This is a genomic window from Flavobacterium pectinovorum, from assembly GCF_006438875.1.
GTDB lineage: Bacteria > Bacteroidota > Bacteroidia > Flavobacteriales > Flavobacteriaceae > Flavobacterium > Flavobacterium pectinovorum_A.
The window spans coordinates 32,749-54,588 of sequence record NZ_RCZH01000007.1 but is presented as its reverse complement, the minus strand read 5'-3'; the positions used below and the strand labels follow the sequence as shown (position 1 = coordinate 54,588).

Sequence of the window (21,840 nt, the reverse complement as noted above, 5' to 3'; positions counted from 1 at the left end):
GGAGTTAATTAAATTAACTCCCTCCAAAGAATTAATTTTCTACTGATCTTTCCCAAGTAGATCTAGAGAATGAAGGCACGGATTTCGCTCCTGATAGATCCACGATATCTTTTAATCTGTTATTTTGAAATAACGATAAAGATTTAGTAAGCACTTCTTGGTCTTTTTTTGAAAATTTTGTCTTTTTCATGATAAAATTGTTTAAAGGTTTTAGTTAATCAAAGTTTTAACACATTAGATCCGAGTTGGTGTATCCTTGCAAGTATATTTTGACATCTTTCTTTTGTACAATTCGGTACAAAATGTTTAATGTTTAAATTGACAAATTTTAATTGGTTCTCTTTTTCTCTTCCTCATTACTTAGTTTTTTCTTTGAAGCCTTAATCGATTTTCCAAAATTCCAAACTAGCGATAATCTAATTTTTTGAGTATCCCGATAATCATAATTTTCTTGTTTTATACCATTCACAGACTGTGTATAGGTTTTCTTTTGAGTTCTGAACACATCCAAAAAATTGACAGATGTCTGAAGCTTATTTTTAAGAAATAAAAAGGTAAAGCCCATATCAAAATAATAAAAACCAGATATACTGTAACTTCCCGCAGTTGAAGGAGACTTACCGGTAAAGTTCAATTCTGACTTAATAGTTTTGGCTTTGTTTAAAGTGAAAACATTCGTCGAATTAAAGGAACAAGTCCAACTATCAATATTTGGAAGAACATTTGTAATGTCTGAAGTCGTTTGCGAATAGTAAACATTCAATTGATTATTACTTTCCCACCACTTCCATTTATTAAAAGTGTAACTCTCTATCCATCCAATACTTTTTTCTGTATAAAAATTAATAGGTCTTACGATTTGAGTAATAGAGCCTGCCGAAACAAAAGCTACTTCATCAAAACCATTTTTTAAATAATAAGCATAAACAGAACTATACAGATTTTTGCCGGTATGCGACAATTCAATATTATCCGTAAAATAAGGTTGTAAAAAAGGGTTTCCTTCTGTGTAATTGAATGAGGAAGTATAGAATCTAAATGGATTTAACTTTGAAAAAGCAGGTCTGTCGATCCTTCTATTATAATTAAATCCAAAAGTGCTGTTTTCAGATGCCTTATATGTTAAATATAAAGTAGGGAAAAGCTTTAAATAATTATTTACGTTTGTCTGATTAAGTGTTTCAGAGAATCCTTTTGTTTGTGTATTTTCTAATCTCAAACCTAACTGTAAATCCCATTTCTTTGACAAGTTTTTATTTCCGGATATATAAACAGCTTGTGTGTTCTCCTTATAATCAAAAATATTACTTTTTAATGGCTCAAAAATTGGATCTGAATTTGTTGTATTAAAATAAGAAACAGCACTACTATTATCAATAAAAGAAACTTTTCCTCCAAAAGAAACATTTACCCATTTCAAAGGCAGCTCATAATCAATTTTGGCTGAATAGATATCAATATTCTGATCACTCAGGTTGTTTGCAGATATAAACCTGTCAGGAACATCAGTACCATTAGGTAAAGAAGTATTGGTGCTAAAGTTATTATTCAAATCTGCAGAATAATTAAAATAATCTACATCAACTGAGAGTTGTCTGCCTATACTATCAATCTTTGTTATTACATGAAAATTTACTGAATTCGTTTTTCTGTCAATTTCCAAACGAGAAGGCGTAACAATCAAAGAATCCAAAACAAAATTATTGTTTGTAATACTTGAAGTATTTAATCCCTTCCGAATAGGTTTATTTGAAGCTCCCGAATATTGTAATCCCATAGTTGTCTTTGAATTGATTTGGTAATCTAAAGTAATTCCGCCACTTAAATTATTTTGAAAACTCCTAACCTTGTTGGTTTCAAACCAGGTATATTTAGGATAATATATTGTATACTCTTGATACGGCGCAGTACTTCCATTGTTGTAACTAATATTTGAAGTAACTGTTAATTTATCCTTTTGATAATTTAACCCGCCACCCAAAGTTCCTAACGGATACTTAGCTTGTGAATACGAAGTTTTTAAATTACCGCTTATACTATTTTTTTTTGCTTTCTTCAATTTTATATTTACAATTCCGCTATTTCCTTCAGCATCATATTTTGCTGGCGGATTAGAAATTACCTCTATACTTTTAATGTTACCGGAAGGAATTCCTTTAAGAAAACTGATCAAATCATCCCCTGAAAGTTTTACCAACTTATCATCAATCATCACAGACATTCCACTTTTACCAATCATAGAAATTTGATCTTCTTCAATTCTTATTCCGGGAGTCACTTTTAAAGCATCTGTTGCATCACCTCCAATAGCCGAGATAGAATTTTCGACATTAAAAACCAATCGGTCTACCTTTCTCTCTATAAGTTTCTTTTTGGAGAGAATGGTCACTTCCTTTAGCTGTTCCTGATTTTCGAATATTTTAATTACTCCCATATCTAAATTCTGGTCTGCCTTTACTTTTTGCTTTTGCAACATTTTACCAAATCCCTTTATCAGTATTAGATATTCTCCTTTATCGATTGAAGTTTTAAAATCTCCATTTACATCTGTAAGCTCACTTTTTACAATTACAGAGTCTTTATCTTGAAATTGGATTTCTACTAATTCTATTGGTTTATCATTTTGATTTCTAATTTGCCCGCTTATTTTTATTTGTGAGAAAATTTCATTTGGAAAAATAATAATTAAAAAAAGTACTATTAAATATACTTTACCCATTTTTATCATACTTTTATAAAAAATTGAAAATTGTGCCAACATCTATAAAAGACTTAATAACGCTATTTTATTTATTTTTGTCACAATCGTAATTCACTAGATAAAATATATGTATTTTCTTAAATTACATATTTTTATCATAGCTTTTAACTTACTTAATAACAAATTAACAGAATTAAATCTTACAAAAAATATGTAGGATTGTTAATTTTTTGTTAATTTTAAACAAACTCAATGTAGGCTTGCTATCAGAGCTTTAGGATTTTAGCTAATACTTTTTTAAAGCTGAATTATTCGTGGACAAAATTGAAATAACAAATTATTTAAGAAACAGAATCTTTATATTTGCAAACTCTAAAATAATTTAATGGTTAAAAACCAATCGCATGTACGAAAAAACGTTTCCGAATAAAAGATTTAAACTTACCCTGGAGTTTTTACAAAAACACGTTAAAACAACAGAAACCATTTTTGATTTTGGTGTACCAAATCCATTCTCCAAAATAATGGAAGAAAATGGTTATACCGTAAAAAACACAAAAGGCGAAGATTTAGACAACAATCAAACGGCGCTACAAACAGAAGAATATACTGTTTTTACAGCATTTGAAATTTTCGAACATTTACTAAATCCGTATACAATTCTAGAAAACGTAAAATGTGATAAATTGTTAATTTCAATTCCATTACGCTTATGGTTTTCACCTGCTTATCGTTCTAAAACAGATATGTGGGACAGACACTATCACGAATTTGAAGACTGGCAATTGGACTGGCTTTTAGAAAAAACAGGCTGGAAAATAACGGATCGTCAAAAATTCACACATCCTGTAAAAAAGTTTGGGTTCAGACCATTACTAAGATATTTCACTCCAAGATATTATATTGTTGCTGCTGAAAAAATCAAGATCTAAGATTTTTGATTAACGATTTTTGATTTTTGATTTTTAGATGGCGTCAACAATCTAAAATCTAAAATCTAAAATCTAAAATTTTTTAAATGAAATACTATATTGTTATTCCCGCACACAACGAACAAGATTTAATTGGTCTGACTTTACAATCTCTAGTTTCGCAAACTGTTTTACCTTCAAAAATTGTTGTTGTAAATGACAATTCTACAGATAAAACAGAAGAAATTGTGTTGGGTTTTGCAAAGGAAAATTCGTTTATTTCTGTTGTAAACAAAACTTCAGATGCGATTCATATGCCGGGAAGTAAAGTAATTCAGGCATTTCAGAAAGGTTTTGAAACGCTGGATTCCAAATATGACATTATTGTAAAAATAGATGGTGATTTAATTTTCCCTTCAAACTATTTCGAAACTATTATCAATCACTTTCAATCGGATCCAAAAATCGGAATGGCTGGGGGATTTTGTTATATTGAAAAAAATGGTGAATGGATTTTAGAAAATCTAACCGATAAAGATCATATTCGTGGTGCATTGAAAGCATATCGTGCAGCAACTTTTCAGCAAATTGGTGGTTTAAAACCTGCGATGGGCTGGGATACTGTAGATGAATTGCTTTGTAAATATTACGATTGGAAAATCGTCACAGACGAATCTTTACATGTAAAACACCTAAAACCAACAGGTGCAAATTACAACAAAACAGCACGTTATAAACAAGGCGAAGCTTTTTATACTTTAGGATATGGTTTTTGGATTACCGCAATTGCATCTGCTAAATTGGCGATAATGAAGAAAAAGCCACTTCTGTTTTTTGATTATATTAAAGGATTTTGGAAAGCCAAAAAAGCCAAAACTCCACTACTGGTTACCCCGGAACAAGCTAAATTTATTAGAAATTATCGTTTTGAAAAAATGAAACAAAAGTTAATTTGATTCGGAAAACTACCGAAAAACCTTAACTCATAACCCAAAACTCATAACTTCTTTTTACCTTAGCCAATATTTGTAAAACTATGATGCTAATTCGTTATTTATCTCAAATAGGAAGATATTTTTTAATGCTGAAAGAAATTTTTAACAAACAGACCAAATGGCCTGTTATGAAAAAATTGATTTTCAAAGAAATCGATGATCTAATAATTGACTCTCTTGGCATCGTTTGCTTTATCTCCTTTTTTATTGGAGGAGTTGTTGCCATTCAAACTGCTTTAAACCTTACTAATCCGTTAATTCCAAAATATTTAATTGGTTTTGCTACACGTCAATCTGTAATTTTGGAGTTTGCTCCTACTTTTATTTCGGTGATTATGGCCGGAAAAATGGGATCTTACATCACTTCCAGTATTGGAACAATGCGTGTTACGGAACAAATTGACGCGTTGGAAGTTATGGGTGTTAACTCCCTGAACTATCTCGTATTTCCAAAAATAGTAGCCTTATTAATGTATCCTTTCGTAATTGGGATTAGTATGTTCCTGGGTATTTTTGGAGGATGGCTTGCTTGTGCATATGGAGGATTTTCGACTAGTGAAGACTTTATTCAAGGTGCTCAAATGGAATTTATTCCTTTTCACATTACATATGCTTTTATTAAAACTTTGATTTTTGCAATGTTATTAGCAACAATTCCATCTTTTCACGGATATTACATGAAAGGTGGCGCACTTGAAGTTGGTAAAGCAAGTACAGTATCATTTGTTTGGACATCTGTTTGTATTATTCTTTTTAATTATATATTAACTCAATTATTATTAGGATAATGATCGAAGTAAAAAACATAGAAAAATCATTTGGTGACAGTAAAGTTTTAAAAGGTGTTTCGACAGTTTTTGAAACTGGAAAAACCAACTTAATTATTGGACAAAGTGGATCGGGAAAAACCGTTTTATTAAAAACGCTGTTAGGAATTCACACACCAGATTCGGGTACAATTGAGTTTGACGGACGTGTTTATTCTGAACTTAATCCGGATGAAAAAAGAGAATTAAGAACTGAAATTGGAATGGTTTTTCAAGGAAGTGCCTTATTTGATTCGATGACTGTTGAAGAAAATGTAGCTTTTCCTTTGAAAATGTTCACGAACGACAATAAAGCTAAAATTCAGGAACGTGTTGATTTTGTTCTGGAAAGAGTAAATCTAATTGACGCTCACAAAAAATTACCTTCAGAGATTTCCGGTGGTATGCAAAAACGTGTGGCGATTGCCCGCGCAATTGTAAACAATCCAAAATACTTGTTTTGTGATGAACCTAACTCAGGTTTGGATCCAAACACTTCGACGTTGATTGATAACCTGATTAAAGAAATTACCGAAGAATATAATATTACAACCGTAATCAATACGCACGATATGAACTCGGTAATGGAAATTGGCGAGAATATCGTATTCTTAAAAAAAGGTGTAAAAGCATGGCAGGGAACTAAAGAGGAAATCTTTAGAACAGATAACAAGGACATTGTAAAATTTGTATACTCTTCTAATTTATTCAAGAAAGTAAGAGAAGCCTATTTGAAAGGTTAAAACCTTTTTAAATTCCAATAAAAAAATTCCAAATTCCAATACTGAGCGCAATTGGAATTTGGAATTTCTGTTTTAGATGACTTTATTTTAAAATTGAGGAGAATAAATTTCAAATTTTAACTGCCCAAATTCTTCTAAAAATAATTTTAATTCATCTKAATATTTTTGAGAATCTAATTTTATGATAGATTCTTTGTCTAAATGATTCTCATTGAGCAAAATAAAATCTTGAATTGCAAATTTATAACTTACATCAGCACCTCCGGCACTTAAATAGTCATTTCGTTGAGATACATTTTTATATAAAATAGAGAATATTTTTTTGTCTTTTGGATTTATCTTTTTTGAGTAAAACTCAAAATTCAAAAATGATACTGTTTTATAAAGCTTATTGTTGTTGTTTTTAAAACCAACTTTAGAAAAAGTTAGGCAAAATAAAGATATCCCTAAAGCAGAAAACACGATTAAAAGTATAAAAAAAACATAATTTAGATTTTCTATTTTGTTATTAAAAAATGTTCTCCAACCTACATAAGAAAAATATAAAAAGAACAAAGTTGGCACTGACAGAATCGCTTTCTGTTTAAATTCGAAATTATAGTTTAGTATTATTTTATTCATTTTAAATTAATTATTTCCAGGCAAAAGTTCCACTTCAGCATTAGGATTAAAAAGATAGGTTTTTCCGGAGTTGATTTCAATACATTCGAAACGTTTGGTCCTAACCGCCAATTTCTTGAAGATTTTACCATTTTTAATTCTGAATACACTTCCAAACGGAATTTCAAAAACATAGTTTTTATCATTGTGCGCATCGTATTGTTTTAATGCCAGAGACAAAGTTGTATCTGTATCGCTACTTGCAGATGGATTTTTAAAATGTCTCGCTAATAAAGGCAATAAACCACCCGGGAAAATCTCCGGACGAATAAAAGGAATCATCATTCTCTGGAAAGTATGTTTCCATTCATTGCCGTGCGGTTTTATATTTCGTCCAAACTTCTCAAACGCTACTAAGTGAGAGATTTCATGAATTAACGTAATCAAAAAGCGATACTTATTTAAACTTGCATTTACCGTGATTTCATGTTTACCACTCGGTCCTCTTCTGTAATCCCCATGACGCGTTTGGCGCTCATTTACGATTTTCAGATGAACCTGATTGGCAACAATCAAATCAAATACAGGCTTTACAGCATGTTCCGGTATATATCTTGCAAGAGTTTCGTTCAATTTAGGTTAAATGTTATTTGTTAGAAGTTAAAAGTTTCGTTCAATTGGAATTTGGAATTTAAAAAATTGGAATTTTAACTACGGATTAGTAGACGAAACTTCGAGTACTTTACCATTAAAATATTTATTTCCGTTAAGAGTAAAATCATAAATATAAGTGGCCATTCCTTCTGCTGAAATTGGAGCCTGATATCCTGGGAAAGCTTCATTTAGCATTTCTGTCTGAACAGATCCAAGAGCCAGAACGTTGAATGAAATTCCTTGTTCTTTATATTCTTCTGCCAATAATTCCGTTAAAGTAATTACAGCGCCTTTACTTGAACTATAGGCTGCTAATCCTGCAAATTTAAGACTTCCTCTTACGCCGCCAATAGAACTAATTGTTACAACATGACTTCCTTTTTGAAGGTATGGCAAACAAATTCGGGTAAGATTTGCAACGCCAAAAACATTCACTTTATAAATACTTTCAAAATCGGCCTGAGTTGTTTCTGCAAAAGGCTTTAGCAATAAAGCTCCTGCGTTATGTACAACTGCATCTACTTTTTTCCACGTTGAAGAAAGGAAACTGTTTACTTCTCCCAAAGCAGTTTCATCTGCCAAATCAACTGAAAGGCAAGTAATATTTTGATGTTCTAAAAGTGTTTGAGGTATTTTTCTGGAAATCGCTAAAACCTGATGACCTGCATTAGCAAATTGTAGCGCCAGTTCGTAACCAATTCCTCGACTGGTTCCGGTAACAATAATATTTTTCATAAAGCAAAAATAAGCAAATCCAATAAAAAGACGGGTTATTTATTCATTGTAATTTCTTCTGTTGGCGTTATAGCGATTTTAGTCACTGCCGGCAAAAATTCCTGAATAAAAGAAGTCATATGCGGAATATCCATTACTTTAAATTCATCTGAAACATGATGATAAAATTCAAAATTCTCAAAATCAAAAGTACTTATCGATTGACATGGTTTTCCGAATGCCTGAAAAAACGAATAATTATCTGATCTGTAAAACAATTTATATTCGGCTTCTTTTGGTAAAAATCCTATGGTCTTTTTTCCAGTATATTCGTTTATCTTCCCTGCCATATTCGATTTGTCAAAACCGGTAATATAAGCCAGATAATCACGTTTCATTGGCACACCAATCATTTCTATATTCAATTGTGCATATAAATTAAAATTTTGTTTTTTCAGTTTCTCCACTAAACTTTTAGAACCAAGCAAACCTTTTTCTTCTCCGGCAAAAAATACAAATAGAATGCTGCGTTTATTCGATTTTGTCTTACTAAAATATTTTGCCATTTGCGCAACTGCTGTAACTCCGGATGCATCATCATTTGCACCATTGTTTATTACATCTGGTTGTTGTTTTGCCTCTAAACCAATATGATCATAATGTGCACTCAAAACCACAAATTCCTTTTTTAGTTTAGGATCTGTTCCTTCTAAAACTCCCACAATATTATACGCCGGTGTTTTAAAATTGGTAAGTGTATCGCGATAAGTAGCGAAATAAGGTTTGATATTGTTTTTTTTGAAAAAATTTTCTAAAAATTCCGCTGCTTTTTCAATGCCTTTTGTTCCGGTTTCACGTCCTTCTAATTCATCTGAAGAAAGATATTTCAGAAAATCTGAGACTTCTGTTTCACTTACTTTATAAGTAACTTCAATAGGTTTTGAATCTGATTTTGAAGTTGTTTCGGTTACTGCAGATGGATTCGATTTACAGGCTAAAAAAAGAAATGGAAGAAGAAAATATAGTTTTTTCATAAATGAAAGATTCGGTTTGAGCTTAGAAATTAAATTTCTAAAGCAACTGGTTTAAAATATTTCTTATACACTTTGAACACCTGAATACTTCCTAAAACAATAAAAAATAACGGAATAAAAACAGGCATTATATACTTTGAAAATTGGTTTGTTTTTTGAAAAAGGGTTTGCAAAATGACAATCAAACTAAACATTCCTAAAAAAACACCAATCAAAGTTCCCGCAATATAATAATATTTTAACTTCCTTTCAATTGTAATATACTTTCCGTTAAGCAAATATAAATTCCAACTGGTCCAAAATGGCAATTGCAAAAAATTAAAACAATTTAAAACCACACCAATTACAAATGGCGAATACATTAAATATTCTCTTAAACTAGCATTTAGAGTTGTAGTCGAATTAAAATTGAAGTAAAACAAATACGCCAGAACGAACATAAACCCGATTGCAAAAAAATCAATTACTTTCATTAATCTTTTATTATTAATGAGTTGTTTTGCAAAAAGCAAGGTGAAATAAATAACAAAAGTTTCTACAAAAATAACTCCAAACAAAAAGAAAACTAAGTTATGAAGCCCTGATTTTGAATAGATTTCTAAACCTGCTAAATTCAAATATCCCAAAGGAATTGAACCAATGAAACTCACCAGAAATCCTATTGAGATATTTTTTATCTTTTTCATCTTCAAAAATTTATGATCTTATTATTTTGAGCCAAATGCAATCTGTATTCGCGAATCCCGACTTTATAATCTAAATATGGAACTCCCATTTTATGATTTTCAACACTAATTTCATACATATAAGTGATGTGTCGCGCCAATTCTTTCCAGGCAAACCAAACGGAATGTTTAGGATCATAAATGTGTGTTGGCTCACTTGCTGCTCCGTTAAGTTCTACGATTTGAAAGTTTTCCCCGCGTTCTAATTCTTCAAAAGAATTGTACATGATATCAAAACGCCCAAAATAGAATTCCGGAATTTTAGTCGCAACTTCGTTAATCATTGCGGTTAATTTTGGCGTAATCAAATTACTGCCATCAAGAAATTTTGCTCCGCGCGCGTGATTTCCAAACGGAACTAAATTTATCATTTCACCATTTTGTAGCACCTTATGCAATTGCTCTCCATATTCTTCCTGCAATGTTTCCAGTTGTAATTGAAATCTTGGTGTTTTGCAAATCAAATCTTCAATTGTCGACATTCCGTCGCCGGTAACAATTAAAAATTCTTTAGAAACAATTCCTGTAATTCTTCCTTCTTTTTGATGTGGATGACGTACATAGAAAATCCCCACTTCATTTTTGAACGGTATTAAATCCTGTATCAAAAAATCGAAATTTGCTTTTCTGGCATATTCGCTTAATTCATATACATTTCTGATTTTTTTTACACCGGAACCACGCAAACCAATATCGGGTTTTGCGATAAACGGAAAATAAACGCTGCTTTCGACTATTCTACTTACAATCTTTTTTAAATCGGTATTTTCCCTGATTAAAATGGTTTTCGGATAATGTTCTTTCGGAAGCAAATCATAAATCTGTTTCTTGCTTTCCATTATAAATCCGCCGTTTTTAATTTTTGGATTGGAGGCATTAAAAAAGAAAACTGATCTTGCTTTGATCGCATAATATGCCCAAAGAAAATAAATTGGAGTATATAAAACCTGAAACGGCCAATACTCCCAATTGCTGATTTTATGGAAAAATAGTTTCATCTTTATTTATTTAAATACTTATAAATGAGCTCGAAAAATCTTCTGTTTTAATCAAATCATAGTACTTCATCGTACCTTTATTCTGTTTGATTATGACCTGCGTTACACTTAATGTTTTTAAGGTGTTTTCTCTGTTAATAATCAAACCGTTTTCGGAATCATCATTTTGGGTATTTCTATGAAAATCCAACATATCCAAAGCGGAAATTTCATTTTTATTTTTCAAAAAATCATAAAACCAGCTTGCCCGCTTTTTTCTAATTTCTTCAGAATATAAAGTAACCGATGACCAAATATGATTTTTGGAAGCATCAAATAATGTCTTCCATTTTGTATTACCATTCCAAATCAGTTCGTACAATTCTTCATTCTGATATAAAACCACTGTAAATGGCTCTATATCTTCAAGATTAATTTCGTTCCAAAAATCCTTTGGCGACGGACTTGAAATAATATCCAAAGCAATTAATCCACGGCTTTTTCTATACGGAAATACAGGACTATGTTTCTTGATTCCACCATTTAAAAGCACTAATACAGTTCCGTTTTCATCAACAGCAAACCACGTTCCTCCGGCTTTTGGATCTTTTGGATACATTATATTTTTACTATTGAGGCAATAATTTCTTGGCACAATCGCACTGGGACGAATTACTTGTTCATCTCTATTCGAAGTTATAACGACAACTCCGTTATTATTCACAAAACTTACTGTACACATTGTTTTCTATATTCTATTGTCGAGCGTGCCACGCCAAAATCTTCATTAACCGAAATATCTCCCAGCTGCAAAACGGCAACTTTTATTAAAGCCTGATGATGAATGCAATGTTCCAGATTATAAAGTAATTCTCTATAATAATTGCTTTGAATTCTTAGTGAAAGTCCATCAATCAATTGTTCTAAATAGATGATTTTGTTCTCGCTTTTTAATCCAATTTTTATTTCACTTATAAATTGTTTTGCAAATTCAGTTTCGGTTTGAATTCGTTTATTTCTCTCGCGATTATCATAATTTAAAATTCCCGAATCATAACCGGTTTCAAGACATTTAAACATTTCCAGAATATGTCTTACATGTTCTCCAATCGTTGCGTTGCTTAAAGCTTCGCAAGATTTTGCATAATCTTTATCAGATAACTGGTCTAACAGATCCGTTAATTCATCTAAACTGTGGCGTATTGATTTTAGTAACATGGTTATTTTTTTAGAAGATTAAACAATTTACTTTTATTAAAATAAAGTAATCCTAAACAACATATTAAGGTAATAATCGCTAATGAAAAGAGCAATCCTCCGTCATTTTCAACTACAATTCCCAAGACAAATAAATGTGACAAAATAGCTCCGGTCATGATTCCGCATGCGCCCAAAGCACCAATCCAGGTTGTTCTTGGTATCAGAATTAAAATTGCCGCAATCAATTCGGCAATTCCGGAACCAATTCTTCCGTAAGGTTCTATTCCCAAAGTCGAAAAAATATAAATACTTTCTTTTGCTCCGCTGAACTTAAAAAACAAAGTCTGCAACAGAATTCCTACGGCTGCGATTCTTAAAATCCAGATTGTTATTTCTGTTTTCATAATCGTTATTGTTTATAGGTATTTTTCCAGTTATTGTCGGCTTTCGATTTTAGGTTTTTCTCGTCTTTATTCCAGCTTTTCAACGTATTATTGAAAAAGGCGTTGTAAAACAAATAGAGTTTATTGTCGATAATCTTGAAAGTTTCAGGATTTATGTCGACTTTTTCACCAGCACTTCCCATTGCATAAGCGCACCATCCGCCATATTGAGGTTCATATTTTGATGGGTTTTTTAAGAATGCTTCTTTATTTTCGCTTGACGAAAATTTATAAGTTACTCCCTGATAAGTCGCTGAGATTTCTTTCTTTCCTTTGATTGCTTTTCCCTGATTAAAATATCCAACAGGATCATAACCCTGAATTGCCACTTTATCTTCTAAGTTATACTGACTAATTCGTTTCGCATCATTTTGAGCAAATGAAATACCCGAAACCAAAATCAACACAAATAATACTAGCTTTTTCATCTTCTATTATTTTAAATTTGTTAATACTGAAACAAGTAAATCGGTCGTGATGCGGTGCTTAAAATCCGGAGCAATATATTCGAATAAAATGTCAGATTCCGGGTTCAAAACAAAAACGGACGGAACTGGCAACAAACTCGTATTGTCTCCTTTAGAATGTACGTTAATTACTGATTTATAGTTTTCAGGAGCTTCATAAGCAATCCCAACAGCTTTGATAAGTTCGCCTTTTGAATCCGAAAGCAAAGTGTATTTTATCTTGTCTTTTTCTTCGGTAATTTTTAAATTCTCAGGTGCATCAGGGCTAATGGCAATAATTTGATAACCTAGATCCAGAATTTGTTTTTCGGCTTCAGCCAATGCCTGCAAATGTGCATTGCAATATGGGCACCATCCACCACGATAAAAAACTAAAACTGTTTTTTTCTTTTTAAATAAATCAGAAAGTTTGACAACTGCATTTTCAGCTGTCTTTAAAGTAATGTCCGGGATTTTCTCTCCTATTAATAAAGGAGCGATTTCTGTCGCAGATTTAGGGATTGTGTTCTGTGCATTAGCAATCGTACTTAAAGTTGCTAAAAAAATAAAAAGTAATTTTTTCATAATTTTTGGTGTTACATCTTTTTGATGATGTAAAATTACTTTGCTATGAAAAAGGAAAATGTCGGCTAATTTACAATTAGCCTAAAATAAATTGTAACCGTTGTCTGTAATTATAACTTAAACACATAGATATATAGACTTTGTTTGCGTAAAAAGGCATTTCATTTTTATTAATTCACAATAGTTGATCCGTGTTTACTATTTACTAAATTAGATTTTTATGAATTATACAGAATGACCTAATTATATTTTGGTAATATCGGGAATGACAATTTCTTTTCTATTGTATGATAAAAGATTATTGCTTTCCATTTCATTCAATAATTGTGTCGCAGTTTGCCTTGAAGTACAAATGATTTGGGCAATATCACTTTGAGTAAGATAATTGTCAAGTACAATTGTGTTTCCGTTTTGTATTCCTTCTTTTTCCGCCCAATCTTTCAGAAACTGATATAATCTTGTTTTTGCATCTTTAGAAATTAAATTTGCATAACTATTCTTAATGCGTTTCATTTTTAAACCAACAAATTTGGTGTACGAAAGTGCCAAAGTTGGATTTCTGAGCAATAAATCTTCAAAATCAGACATCAAAAAACTACAAATGGCAACATCGTCTGAAAGGACTTTTGCGTATTCTTCATTTTTATTATCGGATTCTAAAGTCAATTCGCCAAACAAATCTCCTTTTTGAATAATATCTTTTATCGTTTCGTTTCCATCGTCATCAATGGCAACAATTTTGATATTTCCTTTTTTAAGTAAAAAAATACGGGGTACATCTGAAGTAGAGAAATAAATAATTTCTCCTTTTGAAGCTTTTTTAAAACCTGTAATAATACACAATTGTTTGATTTGTGAGTAACTCAAAGTTCTAAACAATTTATGATCTCGTAAATACCAATATTTTAAATCTTCGTACATAAAAAAGTTTCTTTAGGTAAAGATAACCAAATTAAAAGCCAAACAAAAAACCCTTTCGAAGCAGAAGCCTGAAAGGGTTTTATTTTATAGTATTATAAGAAAATTATCCTGCAATAACTGATCTTGAAATTACAATTTTCTGAATCTCTGAAGTTCCTTCATAAATCTGAGTAATTTTTGCATCACGCATAAAACGCTCTACGTGATATTCTTTTACATAACCATTTCCTCCGTGAATCTGAACCGCTTCTACAGCTGTGTCCATTGCCACTTGCGAAGCAAATAATTTTGCCATTGCGCCACTTACATCATAATTTTTATGTTGGTCTTTATCCCAAGCCGCTTTCATACACAAATGACGCGCTGCTTCGATATTAACCGCCATGTCTGCCAATTTGAAAGCGATTGCCTGGTGATTACAGATTTCAGTTCCGAAAGCTTTACGCACTTTAGAATAGTTCAAAGCCAATTCATAAGCTCCCGAAGCGATTCCCAAAGCCTGAGAAGCAATTCCGATACGACCTCCCGCAAGAGTTTTCATTGCAAATTTGAATCCGAAACCATCTTCTCCAATTCTGTTTTCTTTAGGAACTTTTACATCACTAAACATTAAAGAGTGTGTATCAGATCCGCGAATTCCCATTTTTTGTTCTTTTGGACCAATTGAGAAACCCGGCATATCTTTGGTCATAATTAAAGCATTGATTCCTTTGTGCTTTTTTTCAGGATGCGTTTGTGCTATTACCAAATAAACTGATGCTGTATTTCCGTTCGTAATCCAGTTTTTTGTTCCGTTTACGATATAGTGATCTCCCATATCAACCGCAGTTGTTTTTTGCGAAGTTGCATCACTTCCTGCTTCCGGCTCGCTTAAACAAAAAGCTCCGTGAATTTCACCTGAAGCCAGACCCGGTAAATATTTTTGTTTTTGTTCTTCTGTTCCATATTCTTGTAATCCCCAGCAAACTAGTGAGTTGTTTACAGACATTACTACAGAAGCAGATGCATCAACTTTAGAAATTTCTTCCATCGCAATTACGTATGAAATTGCATCAAGTCCGCTTCCGCCATATTTAGGATCAACCATCATACCCATGAATCCTAATTGTCCCATTTTTTTTACTTGTTCCGTCGGAAAAATTTGTTTTTCGTCACGCTCAATAACACCTGGTAACAATTCGTTTTGAGCAAAATCTCTGGCGGCTTGTTGTATCATTAAATGCTCTTCGGTAAGATTGAAATCCATAGTCTTGTAGTTTTATTGTTTTTTGAAAACCAAAATTTGAAAAACTTCGTTTATAGAAATGATTTGGTTTTATATTTTAATTGTTTTTGCTTTTTTAAACGGCTCCCAAAGGTAATTTTTAAAACTTAATTTAACAATGCATGCATATAAATTTAATAGATCAGCAACAATTACGATAACGTTTTCGTAATAATCTTGCTTTTTTGCGTAACATACATCAACTTTGCAACGTTTTCTTTAAATTTTAAGAATATAATTACCGATAAAAATTTATAAAACACAAAAAAATAGTACAATTTTCATCTCAAAAAGATTAAACATATCTTAAAACACGTAAATACACGTAAAACAACTCTTACTAAAGTGATTATTAATTACATACATTAAAAAAAATAAAAAATTGAAATAAAAAAACATCTGTAATAACAACTTAAAATTAATAAATTAACATTATTTTTGCCCAAAAACATAATTATCGACAGAATATGAAAAAGATTTTACTATTACTTACATTCCTTTTAAGCATACAATTTTCGACGGTTTCTGCACAAGCTACACTTGATGTAAATGGTGTTACTGTTCCAAGAAAAATTGAAGTTCAAAATAAGACAATGCAGCTTAATGGTGCTGGCGGAAGATCAAAAATGTGGTTAGAAGTTTATGTACAAGCTTTGTATTTATCACAATTGAGCCAGGATCCAAAATTCATCATTGACAGTGATACTGAAATGGCAATTAGAATTGAAATTACCTCTTCTATGGTTTCTTCAAACAAATTGACAAAAGCGATGAATACAGGTTTTGAAAAATCTGCCGGAAGTAATCTTGAAGAATTACGCCCAAGAATTGAACAATTTAAAACTTTATTGAGCGATGCCATTACAGAAAAAGATGTTTTTATTTTATGGTACAATCCGTTAGACCAAACGGTGAATGTAATTAAAAATGATGTTCCAAAAGGAAAAATCCCCGGATTTGATTTCAAACAAGCATTATTTGGAATCTGGTTATCTGACAAACCAGTTGATGATACATTAAAGAAACACTTATTAGGACAATAATAATTATCCCAAATTTTTATAAAATTCTTAAGCCGAAAGCATTTTGTTTTCGGCTTTCTTTTTTATGTTTAAAAAATTTGGCATAAAATACATTATTCGCATTATTCTATTTTATACTTTTACGCAAACTAAACATATCTCAACAAAATGAAAGATTTATTACAGCAATTTGAAAATAAAGCACCGGAAATTGTTTTTAACTGGAAAGATTCTGAAACAGAAGCTGAAGGATGGACCGTTATTAATTCACTACGTGGAGGAGCTGCAGGTGGAGGAACAAGAATGAGAAAGGGCTTAGATATGAATGAAGTTTTATCATTGGCCAAAACAATGGAAGTTAAATTTTCGGTTTCCGGACCTGCTATTGGAGGTGCTAAATCAGGAATAAACTTTGACCCGAATGATCCTCGCAAAAAAGGAGTTTTACAGCGTTGGTACAAAGCGGTTTCGCCTTTATTGAAAAGTTACTACGGAACTGGTGGAGATTTGAACGTAGATGAAATTCACGAAGTAATCCCAATGACAGAAGAATGTGGTGTTTGGCATCCGCAGGAAGGCGTTTTTAACGGACACTTTAAACCGACAGAAGCAGATAAAATCAATAGAATTGGACAATTACGTCAAGGTGTTATTAAAGTTATCGAAAACCCGAAATTCTCACCGGATGTTACCAGAAAATATACTGTTGCAGATATGATTACAGGTTATGGCGTTGCCGAAGCTGTTCGTCATTTCTACGCTACTTATGGCGGAGATATTAAAGGTAAAAAAGCAATCGTACAAGGTTTTGGAAATGTAGGTTCTGCTGCTGCTTTCTATCTTGCTGAAATGGGCGCAAAAGTTATTGGAATTATTGATCGCGATGGCGGATTAATCAAAGAAGAAGGTTTTTCTTTTGAAGAAATCAGAACTCTGTTCCTAAATAAAGACGGGAACAAATTGGTTGCCGATAATATGATTCCGTTTGAAGAAATCAACTCTAAAATCTGGACTATTGGTGCTGAAATTTTCACACCTTGCGCTGCTTCAAGATTGGTACAACAAACACAAATCGACAGCTTAATCGCTAACGGATTAGAAGTTATCTCTTGTGGTGCAAACGTTCCTTTTGCTGACAAGGAAATTTTCTTCGGATCTATTATGGAAGAAGTGGATCATAAAGTAAGTTTGATTCCGGATTTTATTTCGAACTGCGGAATGGCAAGAGTTTTTGCTTATTTCATGGAGAAAAAAGTTCAAATGACAGATGAGGCTATTTTTAATGATACTTCTGAAATTATTAAAAATGCGATTGTAAAAGCTCATGCTTTAAATTCATCTAAAACAAATATTAGTGCAACTGCTTTTGAGATTGCATTGAAACAATTAGTATAATTTTCTTTATACTTTCATTCTAAACGGATCAAATACCTTTATTTGGTCCGTTTTTTTTTACCGCAAAGTTCACAAAGTTTTTTCGCAAAGTTCACAAAGCTTAATTTGAGTTGATTCTCAAGTGAAGTTCGCAAAGCTGTTTGCATTTAAAGTCGCAAAGAAAAACTTAAAAAAGAAAAACTTTGCGCCTCTGCGACTTTGCGTGAAATAAATTTGGTCCGTTTTTTTACCGCAGAGTCCACAAAGATTTTTCGCAAAGTTCACAAAGCTTAATTTGAGTTGATTCTCAAGCAAAAGTTCGTAAAGCTGTTTGCATTCAAAGTCGTAAAGAAAAACTTAAAAAAGAAAAATTTTGCACCTCTGCGACTTTACGTGAAATAATCCAACTTACTTTGTGGTTATTTTTTTGCCACAGATTTACACGAATTAAAACAGATTAACTTCTTTGTGAACTTAATAAACCTAGCTTAAAGCCACTCAACAAAACTTTGTGAACTTTGCGAAAAAATTTGCGGACTCTGCGGTTAATTTTTTTCTACAGATTAGAAGCTAATGACCTTTGCCGTTAAATTCCCTCTTTGTTTCTAAACAATTTTTACTACTTTTAAACGTTTTTATTTAATACAATTACAAAACTCAGAATCAAAATGACTTCTACGGATTCTTCAGATAAAAAGAAATCTCTATTAATATCTACAGCAATTTATGCTGTCTTACTGTTGCTTTTATTTTTCATTCGTTTTTGGCCTCCTTATAATCCGGAAAACAATGTTGCCCTTGCAGAAGGCGGCGGTGGCGGTGGCGTAACGGTAAATTTTGGAGACAGTGATTTAGGATCCGGAGCCAATTATAAAAGTGAAGTTCTGGAAGTAAAAAACCAAACCAAACAAGCTCCCGCAAAAGCAACTCCTGATGAAGCTATTATTACACAAGAAAACACAACCGATGCTAATGATGTAGTGATTCCGACAAAAGAAAAACCTAAAAAAGCAACTCCTGTCGTAAAACCGGAAACAAAACCTGTTCCTGAAAAACCAAAGGTTTCGAATTCTACCAATGATGCTTTATCAAGTATTTTAAAAGGATCAAACAAAGGCGGTGATGGCGATGATAAAGTTGCAGGAAATAAAGGAAAAGCAAACGGAAGTTTAAACTCTAACGGTTATTACGGCTCCGGTGGTTCCGGTGGCGGAACAGGCGGAGGAAACGGTACCGGAAATGGTATTGGTACCGGAAGCGGTTACGGAGCAGGAAGCGGTGGTGGTTCCGGAGGCGGATCTGGTTATTCATTAAATGGTAGAAAAGTACTTTCTAAACCTGCACCAAAATATACTTGTGACGAAGCCGGAAGAGTAGTTGTAGAAATTACAGTAGACCAAAACGGAAAAACAATTAGCGCAACGCCTGGAATAAAAGGAACAACCAATACTGCAAAATGTTTGCTGGATCAGGCAAAAATTGCTGCAATGAATACCAAATGGGACGCTGACAGTAATGCTCCCGCAAAACAAGTTGGTAAGATTATTTATAATTTTAGTTTGGATTAAAAACACGAATTTACACGAGTTGAAAATTCACTTAAATAGAAAAAGGCTTTCTGATATTTTTAGAAAGCCTTTTTTATTCATATTCTAAGTCCTTACGAGGAACGAAGCAATCTCACTAACAAACAGATATAACCCAATCTTGTCATTTCGACAGAGGAGAAATCACACATAAAACTCCGTAAAGAAAGGCGCAAATCTTTGTCGATCAACGAGTGTGATTTCTCCTCCGTCGAAATGACAAAAATGCGAATAAAAAAGGCTTTCTGATTTTCAGAAAGCCTTTTTTAATACTTTATTATTTCCTAAAAAACTGTATTTGTTTTAATCTAATTTTCGCACCATCCAAGTCATAATTACTTTTTGGCAATTGCTCAACTAATTCATAATCACCAAACCTTAATTGTTTTACATTGGGTCCATTATCGAGTAAATTAAATTCTCTACAGGATTTACATCTAACGATTAAAAAATCCGAATCTAAAATACTATCCTCTTTAGATAAAATAAAAGTCTCCAGATTAGACTCACATTTAGTACAATTTTGAGATAATATTTCAATGATTTTTTCTTTTCCTCTAAAGAAATTTGAGACTTTGAAAATATAGATTAACAAACTTCCATAAAGCCATTTATTTAATTCATTCTTAAAATCTACCTGAATAATTTTCGAAATCTCATAAAATGTGTCACAAATAAATTCCTTTTCTTCTGTATCAAAATTAAACTTATCAAAACTATTCAATCCTTTAGCTAACTCTTTTTTTAATATTTTTTCAGAAGAATTAATTTCAATTAAACCAATTAAAGAACTTAAACATGAATTAAATTTAGTTTCCATATAGTCACATAAATCAGAACCTGATGGATTTAATCCTCTGTTTTCCCATTCTGAATCAGCAAACTTTTCCTTATCTAATAAAAATTGCAGTCGATCTAATCTTGAACTACTCATTCCTTAATGTTATAAAATCTACTTCGGACTTGTAGCAATCACAAACTTAAGATTGTTCTTCACTCCTATTTGTAATACATCTACTAAATCCTGTACTTGTAAATTAAATGGAATTCTCACAACCACTGTTTGTTGTTTGTCGGCTCCAATTTTTGACATTAGAGTCGTTTCGAGCGCGTCGAATTCAACGGGCTGTTTGTCGATGTAGAATTTTTTATCTTCGGTAACCGATAAACTAATCAGTTGTTTGTTCGTTTTTTCATTTGATTTCGCTTTTGGCAAAGTCATTTTGATCACATTAGGATTTGCAAGCGTTGAGATAATAAGGAAAAACAACAGCAAGAAAAACATAATATCACTCAATGATGAAGTTGCTACTTCGGCATGAAATCTTCTTTTTCTCTTAATAGACATAACTTATGATCTTTGTATTATGTTTACAAATTCTAGTATTTGTTTCTGAATTTTTAAAGCAAAATCATCAATTTTTCCGTTCAATAAATGGTACGCACTATAAGCAATAATACCTACAATAAGTCCAGATCCTGAACTAATCATTTTCTCGTATAAACCTCCGGAAATGTTTCCGATACTAATATTTTCTGTAACTGAGATACTATAGAAAATCTTGATAACTCCGGAAATTGTTCCAATGAAACCAAGAGTTGGTGCAATACCGGCAATTAATCCCAGATGCCCTAAACGTCGTTCCATTTCTCCAATTTCGATATCGGCAGCACGATCCATGTTTGATTCGATTTCGGCAATTGGTCTTCCGATTACTAAAACACCTTCTTTTAAAATGTTTGCGGCAGCAGTATTACTTCTTTCTACAATTGTTCTTGCCAGTTCGATATTACCTGAATTCAGTTTATCGCCAACATCCTGCATTAATCTGCTGTCAATTTTTGAAGCTTTACTAATGTATAAATAACGTTCTATGATGACATAAAAAGTGTAGAATAATAAGATGGCAATTGGAATCAGGAAAAAACCTCCTTTTAAGATAAATCCTAAAACTGAGATTTCGGTATTTGGAGCAATTTTTTCGATAACTACGTTAGAAGCGGCGTTTGCAATGGTATCTGTTTGTAATTGAATAAAACTAAACATACATTAATTCTTGTTTTTAATAATTAATTCTAAAAAATATTTGAAATTTGCAATAAAGATAATTTTCGCTGTTATATAAAACTAAAAAAAAC

25 protein-coding genes are annotated in these 21,840 nt (G+C 32.0%); 7 read left to right on the top strand and 18 right to left on the bottom strand.

The window, feature by feature from the left end:
* Positions 1 to 31: 31 nt before the first annotated feature.
* Together EAH81_RS27415 and EAH81_RS11570 are read right to left on the bottom strand one after the other, a co-directional pair.
* The gene (locus EAH81_RS27415; protein WP_158283870.1) at positions 32 to 190 is read right to left on the bottom strand and encodes a hypothetical protein; all 159 of its coding nucleotides are present in this window, start codon (positions 188 to 190) and stop codon (positions 32 to 34) included.
* A 138-nt stretch (positions 191 to 328) separates the two neighbouring features.
* A complete protein-coding gene (locus EAH81_RS11570) occupies positions 329 to 2,719 on the bottom strand; it encodes an outer membrane beta-barrel family protein (protein WP_161595805.1) in 2,391 nt (796 codons plus the stop codon).
* 386 nt (positions 2,720 to 3,105) lie between these two features.
* Here EAH81_RS11570 and EAH81_RS11565 point away from each other — a divergent pair, with 386 nt between their 5' ends.
* The 4 genes from EAH81_RS11565 to EAH81_RS11550 all read left to right on the top strand — a co-directional run bounded on the left by EAH81_RS11565 (position 3,106) and on the right by EAH81_RS11550 (position 6,156).
* Complete coding sequence (locus EAH81_RS11565; RefSeq protein ID WP_140507141.1) at positions 3,106 to 3,633, top strand: methyltransferase; 528 nt, start codon at positions 3,106 to 3,108, stop codon at positions 3,631 to 3,633.
* An 86-nt stretch (positions 3,634 to 3,719) separates the two neighbouring features.
* Positions 3,720 to 4,568: a glycosyltransferase gene (locus EAH81_RS11560; protein WP_140507139.1), complete on the top strand. Its 849-nt coding sequence runs from the start codon at positions 3,720 to 3,722 to the stop codon at positions 4,566 to 4,568.
* A gap of 80 nt (positions 4,569 to 4,648) precedes the next feature.
* Entirely contained in the window at positions 4,649 to 5,395 is a 747-nt protein-coding gene (locus tag EAH81_RS11555; RefSeq protein ID WP_041516219.1) for an MlaE family ABC transporter permease, read from the top strand.
* Complete coding sequence (locus tag EAH81_RS11550) at positions 5,395 to 6,156, top strand: ABC transporter ATP-binding protein (RefSeq protein WP_071635273.1); 762 nt, start codon at positions 5,395 to 5,397, stop codon at positions 6,154 to 6,156. Before EAH81_RS11555 ends, EAH81_RS11550 begins: the two co-directional genes overlap by 1 nt.
* An 87-nt stretch (positions 6,157 to 6,243) precedes the next feature.
* On the opposite strand, the gene EAH81_RS11545 is transcribed toward EAH81_RS11550, so the two are convergent.
* The 13 genes from EAH81_RS11545 to EAH81_RS11485 form a co-directional block, all read right to left on the bottom strand.
* Complete coding sequence (locus EAH81_RS11545; RefSeq protein WP_140507137.1) at positions 6,244 to 6,777, bottom strand: hypothetical protein; 534 nt, start codon at positions 6,775 to 6,777, stop codon at positions 6,244 to 6,246.
* Between the two features lie 6 nt (positions 6,778 to 6,783).
* Positions 6,784 to 7,389 carry a SprT-like domain-containing protein gene (locus EAH81_RS11540; protein WP_140507135.1) on the bottom strand — a complete coding sequence of 202 codons (606 nt, stop codon included), beginning with the start codon at positions 7,387 to 7,389 and terminating at the stop codon, positions 6,784 to 6,786.
* A gap of 78 nt (positions 7,390 to 7,467) precedes the next feature.
* Complete coding sequence (locus tag EAH81_RS11535; protein WP_140507133.1) at positions 7,468 to 8,145, bottom strand: SDR family NAD(P)-dependent oxidoreductase; 678 nt, start codon at positions 8,143 to 8,145, stop codon at positions 7,468 to 7,470.
* Positions 8,146 to 8,180: 35 nt separating this feature from the next.
* Positions 8,181 to 9,158, bottom strand: a complete 978-nt coding sequence (locus EAH81_RS11530; RefSeq protein WP_140507131.1) for a M20/M25/M40 family metallo-hydrolase — start codon at positions 9,156 to 9,158, stop codon at positions 8,181 to 8,183.
* A 29-nt stretch (positions 9,159 to 9,187) separates the two neighbouring features.
* Positions 9,188 to 9,844, bottom strand: a complete 657-nt coding sequence (locus EAH81_RS11525; RefSeq protein ID WP_140507129.1) for a hypothetical protein — start codon at positions 9,842 to 9,844, stop codon at positions 9,188 to 9,190.
* Positions 9,845 to 9,846: 2 nt separating this feature from the next.
* Positions 9,847 to 10,881 carry a D-alanine--D-alanine ligase gene (locus EAH81_RS11520; RefSeq protein WP_140507127.1) on the bottom strand — a complete coding sequence of 345 codons (1,035 nt, stop codon included), beginning with the start codon at positions 10,879 to 10,881 and terminating at the stop codon, positions 9,847 to 9,849.
* Between the two features lie 10 nt (positions 10,882 to 10,891).
* On the bottom strand, positions 10,892 to 11,602 hold the full coding sequence (locus tag EAH81_RS11515; protein WP_140507125.1) for an NRDE family protein: 711 nt from the start codon (positions 11,600 to 11,602) through the stop codon (positions 10,892 to 10,894).
* A complete protein-coding gene (locus EAH81_RS11510) occupies positions 11,590 to 12,078 on the bottom strand; it encodes a DinB family protein (RefSeq protein ID WP_140507123.1) in 489 nt (162 codons plus the stop codon). The genes EAH81_RS11515 and EAH81_RS11510 overlap by 13 nt, the downstream gene beginning before the upstream one ends.
* 2 nt (positions 12,079 to 12,080) lie before the next feature.
* Positions 12,081 to 12,464: a DoxX family protein gene (locus EAH81_RS11505; protein WP_140507121.1), complete on the bottom strand. Its 384-nt coding sequence runs from the start codon at positions 12,462 to 12,464 to the stop codon at positions 12,081 to 12,083.
* Positions 12,465 to 12,469: 5 nt separating this feature from the next.
* Positions 12,470 to 12,931 carry a YHS domain-containing (seleno)protein gene (locus EAH81_RS11500; protein ID WP_140507119.1) on the bottom strand — a complete coding sequence of 154 codons (462 nt, stop codon included), beginning with the start codon at positions 12,929 to 12,931 and terminating at the stop codon, positions 12,470 to 12,472.
* 6 nt (positions 12,932 to 12,937) lie between these two features.
* The gene (locus tag EAH81_RS11495) at positions 12,938 to 13,534 is read right to left on the bottom strand and encodes a peroxiredoxin-like family protein (RefSeq protein WP_140507117.1); all 597 of its coding nucleotides are present in this window, start codon (positions 13,532 to 13,534) and stop codon (positions 12,938 to 12,940) included.
* A 243-nt stretch (positions 13,535 to 13,777) separates the two neighbouring features.
* Positions 13,778 to 14,455 carry a Crp/Fnr family transcriptional regulator gene (locus EAH81_RS11490; RefSeq protein WP_140507115.1) on the bottom strand — a complete coding sequence of 226 codons (678 nt, stop codon included), beginning with the start codon at positions 14,453 to 14,455 and terminating at the stop codon, positions 13,778 to 13,780.
* Between the two features lie 103 nt (positions 14,456 to 14,558).
* Positions 14,559 to 15,701 carry an acyl-CoA dehydrogenase gene (locus tag EAH81_RS11485; RefSeq protein WP_140507113.1) on the bottom strand — a complete coding sequence of 381 codons (1,143 nt, stop codon included), beginning with the start codon at positions 15,699 to 15,701 and terminating at the stop codon, positions 14,559 to 14,561.
* A 485-nt stretch (positions 15,702 to 16,186) separates the two neighbouring features.
* Between EAH81_RS11485 and EAH81_RS11480 the strand changes: the two genes are divergently transcribed.
* The 3 genes from EAH81_RS11480 (at position 16,187) to EAH81_RS11470 (ending at position 19,683) form a co-directional block, all read left to right on the top strand.
* Positions 16,187 to 16,762, top strand: coding sequence for a chalcone isomerase family protein (locus EAH81_RS11480; protein ID WP_140507111.1), 576 nt, complete (start codon positions 16,187 to 16,189; stop codon positions 16,760 to 16,762).
* A 147-nt stretch (positions 16,763 to 16,909) separates the two neighbouring features.
* Positions 16,910 to 18,136, top strand: coding sequence for a Glu/Leu/Phe/Val dehydrogenase dimerization domain-containing protein (locus EAH81_RS11475; RefSeq protein ID WP_140507109.1), 1,227 nt, complete (start codon positions 16,910 to 16,912; stop codon positions 18,134 to 18,136).
* 647 nt (positions 18,137 to 18,783) lie between these two features.
* Positions 18,784 to 19,683: an energy transducer TonB gene (locus tag EAH81_RS11470; RefSeq protein WP_140507107.1), complete on the top strand. Its 900-nt coding sequence runs from the start codon at positions 18,784 to 18,786 to the stop codon at positions 19,681 to 19,683.
* Positions 19,684 to 19,978: 295 nt separating this feature from the next.
* On the opposite strand, the gene EAH81_RS11465 is transcribed toward EAH81_RS11470, so the two are convergent.
* From EAH81_RS11465 to EAH81_RS11455, 3 genes are read right to left on the bottom strand one after another with little or no spacing between them, the layout of a single operon-like run.
* Positions 19,979 to 20,635, bottom strand: a complete 657-nt coding sequence (locus EAH81_RS11465; RefSeq protein WP_140507105.1) for a DUF4844 domain-containing protein — start codon at positions 20,633 to 20,635, stop codon at positions 19,979 to 19,981.
* 18 nt (positions 20,636 to 20,653) lie between these two features.
* On the bottom strand, positions 20,654 to 21,049 hold the full coding sequence (locus EAH81_RS11460) for an ExbD/TolR family protein (RefSeq protein ID WP_140507103.1): 396 nt from the start codon (positions 21,047 to 21,049) through the stop codon (positions 20,654 to 20,656).
* Positions 21,050 to 21,052: 3 nt separating this feature from the next.
* On the bottom strand, positions 21,053 to 21,748 hold the full coding sequence (locus tag EAH81_RS11455) for a MotA/TolQ/ExbB proton channel family protein (protein ID WP_140507101.1): 696 nt from the start codon (positions 21,746 to 21,748) through the stop codon (positions 21,053 to 21,055).
* Between the last annotated feature and the right edge of the window lie 92 nt (positions 21,749 to 21,840).